This is a genomic window from Paenibacillus sp. NPDC057934, from assembly GCF_042887565.1.
GTDB lineage: Bacteria > Bacillota > Bacilli > Paenibacillales > Paenibacillaceae > Paenibacillus_AQ.
On the sequence record NZ_JBHVPB010000004.1, the window covers coordinates 309,967 to 326,633 of the forward strand.

Consider the following 16,667-nt stretch of genomic DNA (forward strand, 5'->3'; position numbering starts at 1 on the left):
CACCTTATGTACAGGATATCAATACAATCTACATTACCCCAAAAAGCGAATTGTGATTACCCGGCCTCAATGACCGGGTGATGTATGTCCGGAATCCCGTTCCGGACGTATTCTCCATGCAGCTATGCTGAGCAGGAAGAGGACAGTAGCAAATGCTGCAAGCAGTCCGGCCGTTTGTGTTGCTTGCAGGTGGTCCATCGACCAGCCGGTAAGCAGTGGCAGAATGGCTCCGCCAATGCCGCCGGAGGCAATCATGATGCTTGGCGTGGACTCCTCGGTGCCCGGCATTAATTTACTGGAGAAGACTAGTGCGATGGAGAAGAGGCCGGACATGAACAATCCCAGTAGAATGATAATGGTAAAGGCAACGAGACGGTGTTCAGTGAATGGAAACAGCGCCAGTAGCACGACGGTCAGCAGGCAGCTGCCCAGAACATAGACGCGGTAAGAAATTTTTTCGGCGAGTACCCCGGCGAACAGGCGTCCTATCGACATAGCCAGCCAGAAGCAGGTAACGGTCAAGGCTGCTCCCGATTCTGACATGCCCAGCTTGGCAATGAAGATGGCGGGCATGAAATTTACCAGGCTCATTTCCGTGCCTACATAGATAAAGAAGAAGACCATGAATATTCCGAGTATGAACCACTGCTTGCCCTTGTAAGGAAAGCGCGGCGTGTGACTGTCCGAAGTCTCGTTCGTCACTGGGCGGCGTGAACCGCGGTCATCCAGCAAGGACTGCAGCTTGCCGAACCGGCCCTTGCTCCAGAAGATCAGGGCAACTAAGGAGAAGGCAGCTACAATCAGGAAGCTCAGCTTCCACCAACCGGCAGCGATAAGGCCGCTGGAGATTAAAGGCATAAGCAGTGCACCGACGCCGAATAGAACTTCAAGCCTGCTCATGGCAACAGCAGTGCCCTCTGTGATTGCGGCAATAATGACCGTGCCGATGACGGCTTCAACCATACCAAAGCCAAAGCCTGCGGCAACAGCGATAACATACATCCAGCCCCACGGCGGTAAGAAGGTGTAAGCAACCTCGGCAACAAGCAACAGTCCGGTGGCAATGAGAATACCACCGCGCTTACCGAAGCGGCGATTCAGAAAAGGAGAGAGCAATACACCGGCCAGGAAGCCGGCAAATTGGGTGAAGATCAGTTGCCCACCAGCGCTGTAGCTCTGGTCATAATGCTCCAAGAGAACGGGGAGAATAGAACCCAGTACTACATGGGCCAAGCCAATCACAAAGTAGGAGAGACAGCCAAGCCAGATCAATTTTTTCACGTTGGAATACTCCTTAACAAGTTAAGTTTATGGAACCGTGCCCGGATTCAATACGCTCAGGACGGGTACACTATCTTAAGCACAATCAATATCATAAGTCTAATTGGTGGATGTGGATATATAAACTTATATTTACACTTGCCAGGAGGGAGATGTCTTGAATAATGAATTCAAAGGACTTGGAACAGAACATCATCAAGGCACTGGAAGACAACAAGTTCGGCTCTTTCGGAACCATTGAAACGGGGAACAAACCGAAGGTTCGTTACATGGCGGTCTTTCACGATGGACTTAAAATTTATTTGGCAACAGACCGTAAAACCCATAAGGTAGAGGAACTGAAGGAGAACCGCAATGCTTTTCTTCTGCTTGGCTATGAAGCCGGCGGGGGGAAGGATATACTTGAGATTGAAGCGACCGTAGACATTACAAAGGACGAGACCCTTCGTGCCAAGGTCTGGAATAAGGATCTGGAGCCATGGTTCAATGGACCGGACGATCCGGATTATGTCATTCTGGAACTTACCCCGTCACGCATCGAATATATGGGCAAAACAAAGGAACATGGTGTCTGGGAGAGACAACTTGCAGGCAGTGTAAAATAATCCTATATCCAGCGAATAAACAGCAAGCTTCCTATAACGGGGCTTGCTATTTTTCATTGTCGGCTTGTGGTAAATAAATCATGGTATAGCCTCATTGGCAACGCAATGTCGCCCCACAGTCAGGACACCTTAGGAGTCTAAAACCTTCCGCTGAAGCGAGTGATGCTCGTTGTCTGCGACAGCTAGCGCTTCCATGGACAGCAGATCATCTTTTTCTTATAATAGATGAAAGTGATCGGGTGATCCGGTGAATCGACAGAACTGTGGAGGAGGGCGAAGTCATGGAACCAGCAGCAATTGAAGAGTGCGACAACACATGCCACGGTTCAGAGTTGGAACCGGAAGACGTGTCCTTGATTCTGCCTGACCGGGAAACAACAGACAAGATGGCCGAGATGTTCAAGGCACTAGGCGATCCGACGAGAGTGCGTCTCATCTATGCCCTGTCACAGCGGGAGCTGTGTGTGCATGACCTGTCCGACATTCTGGATATGGGCCAGTCTGCCGTATCCCATCAGTTGCGGTACTTGCGGAACTTGCGGATTGTGAAGCGTCGCAAGGAAGGTAAGACGGTGTATTATTCGTTGAACGATGCGCATGTGGAGCAGATCTTCATGCAGACGCATGAGCATATCAGACATGAATAACTATTGATGTATACAGCAATAGACCGCCTATGGCGGTCTATTTTAGTGTGTGGCTATTTAACCGGCTTGGTCTATTCCCGAAAGCAACGGTGTTCTTTTCAAAGATAAAGCAATCCATGTCGCATAGGCAGCAAGCACCACCACGATAAGGAGATCGTAGCTGATAAAGCCTTCGGGACTATCATTGCCCACGAATCGAATCAGGTTATGTAAAAAGTGGAACAGAATCAGTGGAATGATATTATTATTCTTCACCATCAGCAGAGCCAGCACTATTCCTATAAGAAGAGCGTATACGATCTGAAGCAGGGTCTCGGTGAGATTTTGGCCGGAAAGAGCATTCAGAATGTGGGTGACTGCGAACAGGATACTGGACGTAGCTACAGCGACCTTCATGCTCTTGGTCAGCAGCGTCTTCAGGATCAGGCCCCGATAGAGGCTCTCCTCTACGAATCCCACCAGCAGGGTGAAGAAGAGATAGTATAATGCATCGGAAAGCTCGATTTTGCGAAATCCATTTAACGTAGTAATAACAAGGATTAGCAGCAGCGGGGCATAATAAATCCAGTTCGCTGTAGGAATGCTACCTAGCGGACGAAAGCCCATGTAGCTCCACTTGTGCCTGATTGTAAAATAAGCAATTAAGACAAGCGCGATAGGGACAAACGCAATAAGCACAGGTGCAGTGTAGCTAAGTTGTTTGATGGTAGCGTAGGCTCCAGTGGCTATCATGGTGACCAGTAGCAGTCCTTCAATAATAACAACGGCCCATACCGGGTGTCTCTGTGAAAATGAAGAATTAACCTTCAGGTTTGTCATTATTCAACCTCTTCCTCTCCAGGATTTCTTTCAACCACTGCTTCTCCATCATCCCCTTATCGGTCAGTCGTTTGACGCATTTCATAATTACATTTATTTGTAATATTGTCAAACGTTTATTTCGGTGTGTGAAAAAACTGCCCCGGCCATAAACAAGGATGGCGGGGCAGCGCTAAAACCTTATACTTTTAATTCTCCGTGCTGGAATGGGGAGGTCTCGATCTGAATGGTAGTATGACTGATATTATATTTATCCTCGATTAGAGTAACTGCCTGCTGCAATATTTCCTGAGGGTTTCTGTCTTCTTCAATCCGCAGGTGGCAGCTTAACGCGTTCAGGCCTGAAGTAATAGTCCAGATATGCAGGTCATGAACATTTGCAACACCGCTAATTTGTAGCAGCGTTTGTCTGACCTGATCGCTGTTCAATGCAGCCGGTGTGCCTTCCATAAGGATATGGAACGAATGTTTGAGCACGCCCCAGGCACTTTTGAGTATCAGAAGAGCCACCAGCACACTGATAATAGGGTCAGCCGCATACCAAGAGAATAATTGCATGATCACACCAGCAACAATCGCCCCGACCGAACCAAGAGCATCACCAATAACATGGAGATAGGCACTGCGCACATTGAGGTTATCCTTCACATCGCCTTTGCGGATCAAGATCCAGGCGCTTACCAGATTGGCAAGCAAACCAATGGCAGCGATGATGATCATAGAGCCGCTGGCGACGACGGTTGGTTCGAACAAGCGTTGCCAGGCTTCCCGGATAACAAGTCCGGCAATCACGAACAGCATGACGCCGTTGAACAGTGCGGCCATGACCTCAAAGCGGTAGAAGCCGTAGGTGTTTTTGGAGGAGGCCGGTTTAGCGGCAAATATCATTGCTACAAGGCTCAAAGCCAGCGAGGCAATATCGCTGAGCATATGACCTGCGTCGGAGAGTAGGGCAAGGCTATGAGTGAAGAGCCCGCCGAAGAACTCCACGAACATGATCCCCGATGTAATGATTAGGGCGATCAGGAGCCCTTTTTTATTGTTAGGTGCGTGCGAATGTCCATGATGATCATGAGTATGATCGTGATGGGAATGCCCAAGTTCTTCTTGAGAATGTCTGCCTGTGTGTGGACGATGGTTCATGGAAAGACCTCTTTTCAAAATAACATATGAATGATTGATCATATATTAATAGTAAATGCTTGAACCAGAGATTTCAAGATGTTTTGAACAAAGTGAGGACATTTCTTTATTCTCAGAAAGGCGGAGGGAAATTATGCATATGCACATTGACACTCCAAGATTGGAAGGCATATAATGTGGTTAAGTTAACATATGAACAAATACTCATATATGATTATTTAAGGGAGATGAGTAGTTTGAATACGATTCAGGGAACGGTAAAACGCCAGTGGGAGCTGGAAGGGTTGCACTGTGCAAACTGCGCAATGAAAATTGAAGATAAAGTGGGCAAAATCGAGGGGGTGTCCTCCTGCTCCGTGAATTTCGTGACCAAGACGCTAACTATGGTTACCGATGAGAACCATGCGGAAGCGGCCGGGGTGGAAGCGGCGCGGACCGTCACGGCGCTGGAGCCCCATGTGAAGCTAAAGGAGAAACTGGCTGGAGGCAGCAGAGCGATTCCGCAGACTAAATCCGGTCATGAGCATGGGCATGGGCATTCACATGAAAAAAAGGGACATACACATGATCATGGAACCGGTCATGATCATGGACATGGGCACGCCCATGGCGATGAGGATGGTCACGGGCATACACATTCCCATGGGGAAGGCGACACGCGCCGAATCTTGACCCGCCTGGCTGGCGGAGGGATTCTTGCAGCGGCAGGCATGCTGCTGCCGGTGAACGGAGTTGTCGAACTGCTGATCTTTCTGGCCGCTTACTTTATTGTCGGTGGCGAGGTGGTGCTGCAGGCAATCAAGAATATCGTCAGAGGTCAGGTATTTGACGAGAACTTCCTGATGGCGCTGGCAACGATCGGCGCATTTGCGATTGGGGAGTACCCGGAAGGGGTCGCTGTAATGCTCTTCTATCAGGTCGGAGAGCTGTTCCAGGGCCTAGCGGTGAATCGTTCGCGCAGATCGATTACGGCGCTGATGGATATTCGTCCCGAGTTCGCCGAACTGAAAGTTGACGGTGGAACAAGACGCGTCTCGCCAGAGGAAGTGGCGATTGGCGACATTATTCTCGTCAAGCCCGGTGAGAAGGTGCCGCTGGATGGGACCATTCTTGAAGGCAGCGCGATGATGGATACCTCAGCGCTGACCGGTGAATCGGTACCACGCTCTGCGGGTCCGGGCAGTAAGGTCTTGAGCGGTTTCATTAACCGCAACGGGGTAATTACCGTGGAAGTTACGCAGACGTTTGGAGAGTCTGCCGTCTCCAAGATTCTGGAGCTGGTGCAGAATGCGTCCTCCAACAAAGCCAAAACAGAGAATTTTATAACCAAATTCGCTCGTGGCTATACGCCTGTAGTAGTGATTACAGCGCTGCTGTTGGCTGTTATTCCACCACTTCTGATCAGCGGAGCAACCTTCTCGGATTGGATCTACCGGGCACTAGTCTTCCTCGTGATCTCTTGCCCTTGTGCGCTGGTCGTGTCGATCCCGCTTGGCTTCTTCGGTGGCATCGGCGCTGCTTCCCGAAGCGGTATTCTCGTGAAGGGCAGCAATTACCTGGAGGCGCTCAATGATGTTAAGGTCGTTGTTTTCGATAAGACGGGTACACTGACCAAGGGGCAGTTCAAGGTCACTGGCATATATCCGGCGGCAGGCAGAAGTAAAGAAGAGCTGCTTCGCACGGCCGCCTATGCGGAGAGTCATTCGAACCATCCGATTGCGGAATCTATTCGGGCCGCTTACGCTGAGGAAATTGCTAAGGCTGCCATCTCGGATTATAACGAAATCTCCGGTCACGGCATTTCCGTGAATGTGGACGGTAAGGCTGTGCTGGCCGGGAATGCCCGACTGATGGAACGGGAGGGCATCGCTCATCAGGTGCCGGAGCAGAGTGGCACAATCGTGCATATCGCGACCGGCAAGCAGTATGATGGTTACCTCGTCATCGCAGACGAGGTGAAGGAGGATTCAGCGCGAGCCATCTCGGCGCTGAAGGGACTCGGCATCCGCAAGACGGTCATGCTGACCGGCGATGCTGCTTCCGTTGCGGAGGCGGTAGGCCGCGAACTCGGCGTAGACGAGATTCACGCCGAACTGCTGCCGCAGCATAAGGTTGAGGCTATTGAGCGGCTGGAGCGCGAGAAGAGCGGACGGGAGAAGATTATTTTTGTCGGAGATGGAATCAACGACACTCCAGTATTGGCCAGAGCAGATGTTGGCATCGCGATGGGCGGACTCGGTTCCGATGCCGCAATCGAAGCTGCAGATATCGTCATCATGACCGATGAGCCTTCGAAGATTGCCACCGCCATTGGCGTGGCTAAGCGTACACGGAGAATCGTCTGGCAGAATATTGGTTTCGCACTTGGTGTTAAGGCGATCTTCCTTCTGCTCGGCGCATTCGGGATTGCGACGATGTGGGAAGCGGTCTTCTCGGATGTTGGTGTCACTGTACTGGCTGTACTTAATAGTGTTCGCGCACTAAAAGTTGAACAACAAGGTTAAGTCCATAATAAAACCTCCAGTGTCTGCACATTTATGAGTGCTTACGGACTGGAGGTTTTTTAATTTGTTCTTATTCAGGATTGGAGAGACTGAGACTGCTAATTCCAGAGCGCACAATTTCACAAGAAGCGCCGAATTTAACGGATTCCTCCTTATTCAGGTTCAGCTCCAGCAACTCATGAATGCCGCTGCGCCCAATAATGGCAGGCACACCTGCGCACACATCCTCCTGCCCGTATTCTCCTTCCAGAATTGCCGAGACAGCAATAATCTTGTTCTCATCGTTAAGGATAGCCCGGGTAATGTAGGCCAGGGCACTACCGATTCCAAAATGTGTTGAGCCCTTGCGGGTAAAGATCTCCCAACCGGCATCCTTTGTCTTGCGGGCGATGTCGTCCAGATCCAGGTGACTGAAGCGTTCGCGATGCTGCTCCATAATGTGGAGAATAGGTTTGCCCCCGATGGTCACATGCGACCAGGCAACGAACTGGGACTCCCCATGCTCGCCTAGCGCGTATCCGTTCACGCTGCGAGGGTCGATGGAGAACACATCGGATAGCAGCGTCTTAAGCCGCGAAGAGTCAATGGAGGTACCTGTGCCGATCACCCGATGCCGGGGCAGTCCGGACATTTTCCATACCATATAAGTGACGATATCTACCGGATTCGCCGCAATGACGAAGATGCCGTCGAAGCCACCTGCCATAATTCCGGCCACAATTTCTTTAGTTATTACAGCTGCAGCGTCAAGTACATCCAGCCTGGTCTGACCGGGCTGCGGGTTAGCGCCTGCCGTGAGAATAACAACGTCCATTCCGGCACAGTCACTGTAGGTTCCGGCATATACCTTTGTTCGGGTACCTGTGAAATCCATGCAGTGGGAGAGATCCAGCGCCTGAGCCATGGCCCGGTCGTAGGTTCGGTCGATCATCATGATCTCATCGCAGATCGATTGATTGACCATGGAGTAGGCACAACTGGAGCCCACCATTCCGGAGCCGACAATCGCTACTTTTCTTGTTTTACTCTTCAATTTGTTAAATCCCCGCTCTCTAAAAAAAGTCTGCGATTTGCTGCTTACATTATTCTTGCACATATCTTTATTTTAGCCGATCATCCAGAAAGTTACCTGACATACCGCGAAAAAAAACGGAGGTGCATGTCCCTGTTAGTCTCAGATTGTACATTAAATTAGAGGGACTTTCGTAAGGATAAATACATAGCTACATGCCGTTTTTCGCAAATGTATTTCTGCATTAAAAAGAGCATTCATCAAACCGTTAGGCTTGTTGAATGCTCTGTCATGAGATAGTGCTACTGTCCTCGGACTAAGATTAAGATTGTGGAATCCGTGTTTCTGGCGGTACGATCACATTGTAGCGTCTATACATGAACAGTCTCCAGTGGACAATCATGCCAAAGGCCAGGATGAAGAACAGCCCCCCGGATTGCGGCACTGAGACATAGCGGTTAATGAACTCGTGCAGCAGTGTGCGGACCAGTAACAGGCCAAGTAGAATAAACGCGAAGCTCTTGGAGCGCTGGGCAAATACCTGTCCGTCCCGTTGCTCGAAGCTTGTTGTACGGATAAGCGGGTAGGCAAAGATAAACCAGCCGACCAAAAAGGCGATAGCTGCCCACCATAGCGGAAACCTCACCTCCGGGACGACGAACATGGCAAAGCCAGTTGACATGCCGAGGGGGGGGATCCATATTTTGCGAATGGTAACCGGACGGGCGCTGGCCTTCAGCCGAATAAAGATCACCATCAATGCCATGATAACGGCCCCCACGGTGGAACCGATATGTAGTAGCGAGGGGTTGATGCTGCCCATAATTCACGACCTCTCTGTGATTTGAGTCACTTGTGCCTTCATTATAACAGAAAAATGATGGCAAAACATTGAAGCCTCCGTGAGGCTCCGCACAATGCGCGGCCATTGGCATGGGAGAGCTGCAAACTCAAAAAAGCCTGCCGGGCTCAGGCTCCGGCAGGCTTTCCATCAATCACTATCTATGGGTATCAGTTCTATGTTCCAAGATATACAGTTTATGAGCGGCTACGCCCACCGGTCGAGCGCAGGATCAGACTTACAATGAAGATCAGCACGATGGCACCAATCAGGGACGGGAAAACATAGAAATCACTGACCTTGGGTCCCCAGCTCCCCAGCAGCATGCCACCCAGCCATGAGCCGAGAATCCCGGCAATAATGTTGCCGATTACGCCTCCCGGAATATCTCTACCCATAATTAGACCTGCCAGCCATCCGATAATTCCGCCAACAATCAACATCCATAGAAAACTCATTAGGCTTCAGCTCCTTTGTGATGTATTGTTCGATGGTAACTATTAACCTGTTGCCGATTGTTTTAACCAGATGTGAAAAATTGGGACATGCTTTCGCTTCTCGCCGAATTGCGTAGTTTTAGTCTGATGTATTGCCCCAGCAAACATGCTATAGTGAAAAAAATGATAATTGATAAGGAGCCGCTGCCATGGAATGTTCTGATGAAGTGTTATTTTATGTGGGTACGTACAGTCCTGAGGGTGAACAGGGTATTCGTCTCTGCACCTTGAACCGTAGTACCGGGGACATGAGAGTTCTGGAGGGGACGAGCGGTATCGAAAATCCTTCATATCTGGCAGTGAATCGCGCCGGGAGCGTTTTGTATGCAGTCAGTGAGAAGGATGAGGGAGAGGTTCAGGCATTCGCTATTGATCCTGGATCGAAGGTATTGTCACCGCTGGGAAGCATCCGCAAAACGGAAGGTGGCGCGCCGTGTTATGTCTCCATCAGCCCGGAGGAAGACAGGATTTTCGTAGCTAACTACTCGGGGGGAAATGTTAATGTGTTCCCTTTAAGTGAAGACGGCTCGATTCTGGAAATGTCGGCTCAGATCCGGCATACCGGCTCTGGATCACGTCAGGATCGGCAAGAAGCGCCACATCCGCACTCGGTCATTCCAGGCAGCACGGGTGATCGTCTTTTTGTCTGTGACCTTGGTCTAGATCAGGTTATTATCTATCGTCAGGAGGAGGACGCGCTAGTCAAGCAAGCTGCGGTAGATCTACCGCCGGGCTCCGGGCCACGCCACCTGACACTTCATCCCTCTGGAAAATGGGCTTACTTGATCAATGAGCTGAACAATAAGGTCACAGTATTCGCAAAAGATGAACAGCATGATGAACTAACTGTCTTGCAGCATGTTAGTACACTGCCTGAATCCTATATTGCCGGCAGCGACGATTCAGGGGCCGACATTCACATCGCACCGTGTGGTCGTTATCTGTATGCTTCCAACCGGGGACATGACAGTATTGCGCTGTTCCTTATTGATGCGCTCACAGGGCTACTGGAGCCTGCCGACTGGCAGAGCACCGGCGGACGGACTCCGCGAAATTTCGCTATTCTTGGCGGAAAGCTGCTGGCAGCCAATCAGAACAGCGGTACGATTGTTTCGTTCCAGATCGACGGGGACAGCGGCCGGTTGATTCCGACAGGCAATGAGTTGGAAATCCCAGCCCCGGTCTGCATTAAGGCACTTAATTAATATAGAACATATTACCGAAGTGTAATTAACGACATTTTTGTACCCTAAATATTCTGGGGGTAACGGGTTGTGGGAATTAAATGCAATTTTGTACCTTAAATCTTCTATAATACCCCTGTTAGCATATTTTTTCGAAAATAAGATACAATAATGTTCTGAGTTCCCTTTTTCACCTCAATTTAATAAATATAAGGTACAAAAATGCTGTTAGTTGGGGTGGTGCCCCCGTTCCACTTTAAGAAGACGGGTATATTAAGAAAAATGACACTTAAATAGAAATTATATCTAATAAGTACAGGCCATTCGAAGTCCATCCGGGTTACCGGATAGACGGAATGGCCTGTTCGATGATATAGGGGTAATTTACTTTTCGTGATAGGAGAGCAGTTTACTTTTCATTATGATATAAGGGAGTTTACTTAACGTACATTTTCGATACTTCCGACATAGAATCCGATGTCGTCCAGCATAATTTTGTCGCCTTTTTCTTCGAGATAGAACGTAATCTCGGTCAGGTTCTCCGGCTCCAGAGCGGGCTCGACCTCCTGGAATCGCTCAAAGGGCAGTTCGTAGGTTTGGAATACGGCCTCCGTAGGATCTCCGTATTTGCCGTCGCTTACGCGTTCCTCCAGCCACGGAAGCAACGTGAACTGAGTGTGCGGCAGCGGCAGCACGTCCATTATTTCAGACAATGGCAGGCGCGCCGAGGTGTCGTTGCTATCCGTCAGTTCTACCTCCACCTCAGGAGCTAACGAACTTTCCTCATTCTCCTCTTCATCGTCGTCAGCATTGCGGTTGGCGAGGGAGAAGGACAGACCTTCCGCTTCCGACAAATCAAGGGGAGCAGCGGCCGCCTCCTTCCATTTGACCCGGTAGTAAGCTTCTTCCCCCTTCCCGGCTGTACGTTTCAAGACAACGCCGTAGGTGGTTTTGCTCTTGTCCTCCCGATCTTTGGCTAGCTCTTCAGTCCAGTCCATGCCTTGGGCAGAGGCGGTACCGATACCTGCGGTATACTTGTTACGATCCTCGTCAAAATTGACAAGGGTACGATAGTCTCCGCCTTGGAAGCGGCTATAGTATGCCGTGTCCGGTAGCCACTGCAGTCCGCTCCGATAATCGCGGAACAGCTCCCGGTATTCACCCTTGCCAAGCAGTGTCGTCTCCAGAAAAGCCGACACGTACACCTTGGTAATCTGTCGCTGTTCGGCGCCATCCATAATTAGGCTGCGGTCCAAGAACAGCCCGGTGGGCAACGATTGATCGCGCAGTCCCCAGTCGCTGTTGAACTGGCTGTGATTGGCATCGGCAATGTAGAGAGAGCTCTTGAAGGCGGCTGAGCCTTCAGAGTAGGAGGAACGGATGTATTGCCGATCCCCGTAAAAGTCATGCACATCGCCATCGCGTGCGCCCTGCAGTGTCAAATAGCTGATATCCTTCAGTTTAGCCTGCTGCCCGTCAATTGCCTTATCGGTAGGCGCGAGGGCAACGACAGCAGAGATCTGGAAGCGGTCCGTTACTGTTTTCCATACAGGATCGTTCTTGAACCAGCGCCCAGAATCGGCGGCCATGGCTACGGCTTGTCCGCCCCGGCTGTGGCCCAGCAGAGCCGTCTTGCTGAAATCAATTTTTCCATAGAACGGATTGCCGGGCTGATCTGAGAATGCTGCGAGTTGTTCCATATGCTTAAGGATCAGCCAGGCGCGGACCGTAAAGTCATTGTCGGGTATTCCCGTCCAGGCCGAATAGTTAAGGAAGTTCTCGTCTAGTGAGACGGCGATAAATCCCCGGCTGGCCAGCAGTTCCCCAAGATAGGCGTAGCCCCCGTCAGAATAATCCTCCATCATATGGTTGCCGTGAACGATCAGCACCAGCGGATGTGAACCTTCTCCCTCCGGCATCCAGACCCTGCCGTTCAGAGGCAGCGCACGATAGTCAAAACCCCAGAACAGGCTACGCAGTTTCGGCCAGCCCTTCTGGATATATTCAGATGCGTCGACCGAGGAAGAGATAAGTGCCGCATCGCTGCCGTATTCCTTACGGTGCAGATCATTACCGCTGGCATACGTGAAGGAGTCGTAGGCGTAGGGGCCAGGCTCCGCAGGGTTGGAGGCAGTCAGTGGATTTACAAGGCTGTCGCTAACGGCAGTTGCCCCGGGGTCGTCGGGTCGATTCTGTCCACCACCAGCCAAAGCCATCTGTGATAACATGAGTGCCGACGCCAGCAGTAGTCCAGCAGCTAACCGCTTGTTCCGCAATAGCCCCAGAACGATGCCGCCGAGGGCACTAAGGCAGGTGCATAGTATGGCTATGACTGTAGAGGCGATCCAGTCCATGTTGGCGCCGTATAGGACAAGCCATACAATGACCAAATCTGAGAGCAGACAGCCTGCGAATAACCGCGGGATGCGTAGGCCTGTTATTGCAATCAGCAAGGCGATCAAATGACCTGCGCCTGCTAGTATTATTGTCCCCACCACAGCGGCAAAGGCGATGTCGGCAGGGATGCCGAAGCCCGTTGGCATTCCTAGGATGGTTGCTGTGAAAGCCAAAAAGCTGAGTGTCCACAGACCAGCTAGTGAGGTTCTCCATAGAGTTGTATCATAACGATAGGTTTCCCTGATTCTTTGTCCGATTACAGCTGAAATTCGCTTGTGCAGCCGCGGCTTTTGCGGCACCGGCACAAGTTCTAAATCCATTCCCATGACAGTGTCCTCCGAAAGTTGCAGTGAGATCCTGTTGCTCCCTCATTTTATCTTAAATATTGCAGCAATGACATTACTTTAAAGAAAAAAAGGTTTGACAGGCTAGGAGGGTTTCAGTATTATATCAATAATACCCTACTAATTAGGTAGGAATAATGAATAAAGTTCTTACCGTACAGACGGAGGAGCGCCTATTGAAGCTAGCAGACACGTGTCTTTAGGGACCGGTTTGACTTGCCATTTTAGGTCTTCCTCTGTCATTTTTTCATGCCAAAACTACCATGTAAAGTCAGAGGGGTCATCGGAAAGAGAAACATGAACTCATCACAACAATACGGGGGGATGGTTAAAATGAAAAAGAGGATCAAGAAAGGACTTTTAACGGGCTTTACACTGTTGTTGACGGTGGGCCTTACGGCTTGCGGAAATAATACAAATTCGGCGGGTAATCCACCGGCTGAGGCTACCAATTCAGGGAATACCGCAGCAGCAACGACTGAACCGACCAAGGCTCCTTCCAAAGATCCGGTAGAACTGCTCAACGTTTCCTATGATCCAACACGCGAACTTTATGAGAATTATAATAAGGCTTTCTCAGCCTATTGGGAAAAAGAACACGGTCAGAAAGTAACCATCAAGCAGTCCCATGGCGGCTCCGGCAAGCAAAGCCGTGCGGTGCTCGATGGGCTGGAAGCAGATGTGGTCACTCTTGCGCTGGGCTATGATATTGATGCCCTGCAGGAGACAGGTCTGATTCATGAGGGCTGGCAGAGCAAATTCGATCACAACAGTTCTCCGTACACCTCAACGATTGTGTTCCTGGTGCGCAAGGGTAATCCGAAAGGCATTAAGGATTGGCCGGATCTTTTGAAAGAAGGAGTAGAGGTCATTACGCCGAACCCGAAGACTTCAGGCGGTGCGCGCTGGAACTATCTGGCGGCTTGGGGCTATGCGCTGGATCACAATAATAACGATGAAGCCAAGGCTGAGGAATTTGTAAAAGAGCTGTTCAAGCATGTGCCTGTGCTCGATACCGGTGCGCGCGGAGCGACCACAACGTTCGTTGAGCGTGGGATCGGTGATGTGCTGCTGGCCTGGGAGAATGAAGCCTACCTCTCTGTGAAGGAACTCGGTCCTGATAAGTTCGACATCATCAATCCGTCTGAGAGTATTCTGGCTGAGCCGCCGGTGGCTGTCGTAGATAAAGTGGTCGACAAGAGAGGTACCCGTGAGGTGGCCGAGGCCTACCTGAAATATCTTTACACTGAAGAAGGACAGAAGATCGCTGCGGAGAACTACTACCGCCCAACGCTGGAAAGCGTGAAGGAAGAGTACAAGGATAAATTCCCGGAGATTAAGCTGTTCACATTGGCAGATAAATTCGGTACGTGGAAGGAAACACAGGAGAAGCATTTCAATGACGGCGGAATTTTCGACAAGATCTATGTACCTGGTAAATAAAATCCTCTTGGTTTCGGCAGAAAGTTAGCAACAAGTATGCTGTAAGTAGGCTTGAGCTGATCGGTAAAAGAGCCGAAGGCGAGAAAGGATGAACAGGGAATGAGTATCACCGCTACCACCACTGCCTCCGCAGCAACTGCGCGGCGGAAGGTTCTGCCCGGCTTTGGGCTGACTATGGGATACACTGTGCTGTATCTGAGTCTTGTTGTGCTGTTGCCACTGTCGGCGCTGCTCTTTAATTCGACAGGCTTGAGCTGGGCTAAATTCTGGGATGTAGCTACAGATGCACGGGTGCTCGCATCCTATCGTGTCAGTCTGTCAACGGCCGCTGCGGCGGCCTTGGCTGATGCATTTTTGGGTCTGCTGCTAGCCTGGGTGCTGGTGCGGTATGAGTTTCCGGGTAAAAGGTTGTTCGACGCTCTGATCGATCTTCCGTTCGCGCTGCCGACAGCGGTAGCGGGTGTCTCGCTCACCGCTCTGTATGCAAACAAAGGTTGGATCGGCTCCTGGCTGGAGCCGCTGGGGCTGAAGGTCGCCTTCACCCCGCTCGGCATTACACTGGCGCTAATGTTCATCGGGATTCCGTTTGTCGTCCGTACAGTCCAGCCTGTACTTGAGGAACTGGATCGGGACATGGAGGAAGCCTCCGCTACATTAGGTGCCGGACGCTGGAGAACCTTCCGCAAGATCGTGCTGCCGGAGCTGTTCCCGCCGCTTTTGACTGGCTTCTCGCTGGCTTTTGCCAGAGGTATTGGCGAGTTCGGATCGGTCGTCTTCATCTCTGGTAATATGCCGATGAGAACTGAGATTGCGCCGCTGCTCATCATGTCCAAGCTGGAACAGTTTGACTACGCTGGTGCTACCGCTGTGGCGTTGCTCCTGCTACTGATCTCTTTTCTGATGCTGCTGGTGATCAATACCTTGCAGCGCTGGGTCCGTAAAACGTCCCGGTAACAGGTGATCCTCCGGGAATTCACAAGGCTCGCTTCGTAAAATCGTTGTAAGGAGGAATACCTATGGCGGGCACCGTCCCACTATATGCTCCCCAATCGCGAAAAAGCGTCTCTTCGCCGGCTTCACAGGAATCTGCATTCGTAAAGTGGCTCCTGATAGGCGCAGCCGGACTGGTGCTGTTCTGGCTGATTGTGCTGCCGCTGATTGTCGTGCTGACTGAATCACTGAAAAAAGGGGTGGATGTCTATCTGGCCGCCTTAACCGATCCCGATGCTCGTTCCGCTCTCCGATTGACTCTTCTGGTTGCGTTGATTACGGTTCCGCTCAATACTATATTCGGTATTGCGGCAGCCTGGGCGGTCACCAAATTCAGGTTCCGTGGCAAGGGTTTCCTAATCACCCTGATCGACCTCCCGTTTGCTGTTTCCCCGGTCATTGGAGGGCTCATCTTTATTCTGGTATTCGGGGCTCATGGCTGGTTCGGGCCATGGCTGAGCGCACATGATATCAAGATTGTTTTTGCCATACCAGGCATTATTCTGGCTACATTGTTCGTGACCTTTCCTTTTGTGGCCCGGGAACTGATTCCCTTAATGGAGGATCAGGGGACGCAGGAAGAGGAGGCGGCAATTACTTTGGGCGCTAAGGGCTGGCAGGTCTTCCTCCGGGTTACGCTGCCCAACATTAAATGGGGCCTGCTATACGGTATTATTCTCTGTAATGCGCGGGCCATGGGAGAGTTCGGGGCAGTGTCTGTCGTGTCCGGACACATTCGCGGAGAGACGAATACGCTGCCGCTTCATGTCGAGATCTTGTATAACGAATATCAGTTTTCGGCATCGTTTGCGGTCGCCTCGCTGCTCCTGTTATTGGCTTTAGTGACAATGATTCTGAAGAGTTGGCTGTCGCGTAAAAATGCTCATTGACGCGCTAATATATCCGTGCTAAGTTAATTCGTAGTATACAAATTGGTAATAACGGATTTTGATTGAACAT

General features: G+C 50.7%; 14 protein-coding genes. 7 read left to right on the plus strand and 7 right to left on the minus strand.

Annotated features, from left to right (window positions below):
- Positions 1-66 precede the first annotated feature (66 nt).
- Positions 67-1,281, minus strand: coding sequence for an MFS transporter (locus tag ACFVRY_RS11260; RefSeq protein WP_387500187.1), 1,215 nt, complete (start codon positions 1,279-1,281; stop codon positions 67-69).
- Between the two features lie 164 nt (positions 1,282-1,445).
- Here ACFVRY_RS11260 and ACFVRY_RS11265 point away from each other — a divergent pair, with 164 nt between their 5' ends.
- A complete protein-coding gene (locus ACFVRY_RS11265) occupies positions 1,446-1,886 on the plus strand; it encodes a pyridoxamine 5'-phosphate oxidase family protein (protein ID WP_387500189.1) in 441 nt (146 codons plus the stop codon).
- Positions 1,887-2,167: 281 nt separating this feature from the next.
- Positions 2,168-2,533: an ArsR/SmtB family transcription factor gene (locus ACFVRY_RS11270; RefSeq protein WP_066374889.1), complete on the plus strand. Its 366-nt coding sequence runs from the start codon at positions 2,168-2,170 to the stop codon at positions 2,531-2,533.
- Between the two features lie 57 nt (positions 2,534-2,590).
- Here ACFVRY_RS11270 and ACFVRY_RS11275 read toward each other — a convergent pair whose 3' ends face one another.
- Together ACFVRY_RS11275 and ACFVRY_RS11280 are read right to left on the minus strand one after the other, a co-directional pair.
- Positions 2,591-3,352 (minus strand): CPBP family intramembrane glutamic endopeptidase, encoded by a 762-nt coding sequence (locus ACFVRY_RS11275; RefSeq protein WP_387500191.1) that lies wholly within the window; start codon positions 3,350-3,352, stop codon positions 2,591-2,593.
- A gap of 180 nt (positions 3,353-3,532) precedes the next feature.
- Positions 3,533-4,495 carry a cation diffusion facilitator family transporter gene (locus ACFVRY_RS11280; protein ID WP_387500193.1) on the minus strand — a complete coding sequence of 321 codons (963 nt, stop codon included), beginning with the start codon at positions 4,493-4,495 and terminating at the stop codon, positions 3,533-3,535.
- Positions 4,496-4,722: 227 nt separating this feature from the next.
- Here ACFVRY_RS11280 and ACFVRY_RS11285 point away from each other — a divergent pair, with 227 nt between their 5' ends.
- Positions 4,723-6,999 (plus strand): heavy metal translocating P-type ATPase, encoded by a 2,277-nt coding sequence (locus ACFVRY_RS11285; protein ID WP_483875149.1) that lies wholly within the window; start codon positions 4,723-4,725, stop codon positions 6,997-6,999.
- A 70-nt stretch (positions 7,000-7,069) separates the two neighbouring features.
- Here the strand turns inward: ACFVRY_RS11285 and ACFVRY_RS11290 are convergent, their stop codons facing one another.
- The 3 genes from ACFVRY_RS11290 to ACFVRY_RS11300 all read right to left on the minus strand — a co-directional run bounded on the left by ACFVRY_RS11290 (position 7,070) and on the right by ACFVRY_RS11300 (position 9,310).
- Positions 7,070-8,032, minus strand: coding sequence for an L-lactate dehydrogenase (locus tag ACFVRY_RS11290; RefSeq protein WP_387500197.1), 963 nt, complete (start codon positions 8,030-8,032; stop codon positions 7,070-7,072).
- 301 nt (positions 8,033-8,333) lie between these two features.
- Entirely contained in the window at positions 8,334-8,834 is a 501-nt protein-coding gene (locus ACFVRY_RS11295; protein WP_387500199.1) for a CcdC family protein, read from the minus strand.
- Between the two features lie 215 nt (positions 8,835-9,049).
- Positions 9,050-9,310 carry a GlsB/YeaQ/YmgE family stress response membrane protein gene (locus ACFVRY_RS11300; RefSeq protein WP_066374856.1) on the minus strand — a complete coding sequence of 87 codons (261 nt, stop codon included), beginning with the start codon at positions 9,308-9,310 and terminating at the stop codon, positions 9,050-9,052.
- Positions 9,311-9,498: 188 nt separating this feature from the next.
- Between ACFVRY_RS11300 and ACFVRY_RS11305 the strand changes: the two genes are divergently transcribed.
- Complete coding sequence (locus ACFVRY_RS11305; protein ID WP_387500201.1) at positions 9,499-10,554, plus strand: lactonase family protein; 1,056 nt, start codon at positions 9,499-9,501, stop codon at positions 10,552-10,554.
- 419 nt (positions 10,555-10,973) lie between these two features.
- Here the strand turns inward: ACFVRY_RS11305 and ACFVRY_RS11310 are convergent, their stop codons facing one another.
- Positions 10,974-13,256 (minus strand): alpha/beta hydrolase family protein, encoded by a 2,283-nt coding sequence (locus ACFVRY_RS11310; RefSeq protein WP_387500203.1) that lies wholly within the window; start codon positions 13,254-13,256, stop codon positions 10,974-10,976.
- A 351-nt stretch (positions 13,257-13,607) separates the two neighbouring features.
- On the opposite strand from ACFVRY_RS11310, the gene ACFVRY_RS11315 reads away from it, so the two are divergent.
- The 3 genes from ACFVRY_RS11315 to cysW all read left to right on the plus strand — a co-directional run bounded on the left by ACFVRY_RS11315 (position 13,608) and on the right by cysW (position 16,597).
- A complete protein-coding gene (locus ACFVRY_RS11315) occupies positions 13,608-14,717 on the plus strand; it encodes a sulfate ABC transporter substrate-binding protein (protein ID WP_387500205.1) in 1,110 nt (369 codons plus the stop codon).
- Between the two features lie 99 nt (positions 14,718-14,816).
- Positions 14,817-15,671, plus strand: coding sequence for a sulfate ABC transporter permease subunit CysT (cysT, locus tag ACFVRY_RS11320; RefSeq protein ID WP_387500207.1), 855 nt, complete (start codon positions 14,817-14,819; stop codon positions 15,669-15,671).
- Positions 15,672-15,733: 62 nt separating this feature from the next.
- A complete protein-coding gene (gene cysW / locus ACFVRY_RS11325) occupies positions 15,734-16,597 on the plus strand; it encodes a sulfate ABC transporter permease subunit CysW (RefSeq protein ID WP_387500209.1) in 864 nt (287 codons plus the stop codon).
- Positions 16,598-16,667: the final 70 nt, after the last annotated feature.

Coding starts and splice junctions, on each gene's coding strand:
- ACFVRY_RS11280 (WP_387500193.1), bottom strand. CDS start 4,495: ATGAACCATCGTCCACACACAGGCAGACATTCTCAAGAAGAACTTGGG.
- ACFVRY_RS11315 (WP_387500205.1), top strand. CDS start 13,608: ATGAAAAAGAGGATCAAGAAAGGACTTTTAACGGGCTTTACACTGTTG.
- cysW (WP_387500209.1), top strand. CDS start 15,734: ATGGCGGGCACCGTCCCACTATATGCTCCCCAATCGCGAAAAAGCGTC.
- ACFVRY_RS11285 (WP_483875149.1), top strand. CDS start 4,723: ATGAGTAGTTTGAATACGATTCAGGGAACGGTAAAACGCCAGTGGGAG.
- cysT (WP_387500207.1), top strand. CDS start 14,817: ATGAGTATCACCGCTACCACCACTGCCTCCGCAGCAACTGCGCGGCGG.
- ACFVRY_RS11310 (WP_387500203.1), bottom strand. CDS start 13,256: ATGGGAATGGATTTAGAACTTGTGCCGGTGCCGCAAAAGCCGCGGCTG.
- ACFVRY_RS11270 (WP_066374889.1), top strand. CDS start 2,168: ATGGAACCAGCAGCAATTGAAGAGTGCGACAACACATGCCACGGTTCA.
- ACFVRY_RS11275 (WP_387500191.1), bottom strand. CDS start 3,352: ATGACAAACCTGAAGGTTAATTCTTCATTTTCACAGAGACACCCGGTA.
- ACFVRY_RS11295 (WP_387500199.1), bottom strand. CDS start 8,834: ATGGGCAGCATCAACCCCTCGCTACTACATATCGGTTCCACCGTGGGG.
- ACFVRY_RS11305 (WP_387500201.1), top strand. CDS start 9,499: ATGGAATGTTCTGATGAAGTGTTATTTTATGTGGGTACGTACAGTCCT.
- ACFVRY_RS11300 (WP_066374856.1), bottom strand. CDS start 9,310: ATGAGTTTTCTATGGATGTTGATTGTTGGCGGAATTATCGGATGGCTG.
- ACFVRY_RS11265 (WP_387500189.1), top strand. CDS start 1,446: ATGAATTCAAAGGACTTGGAACAGAACATCATCAAGGCACTGGAAGAC.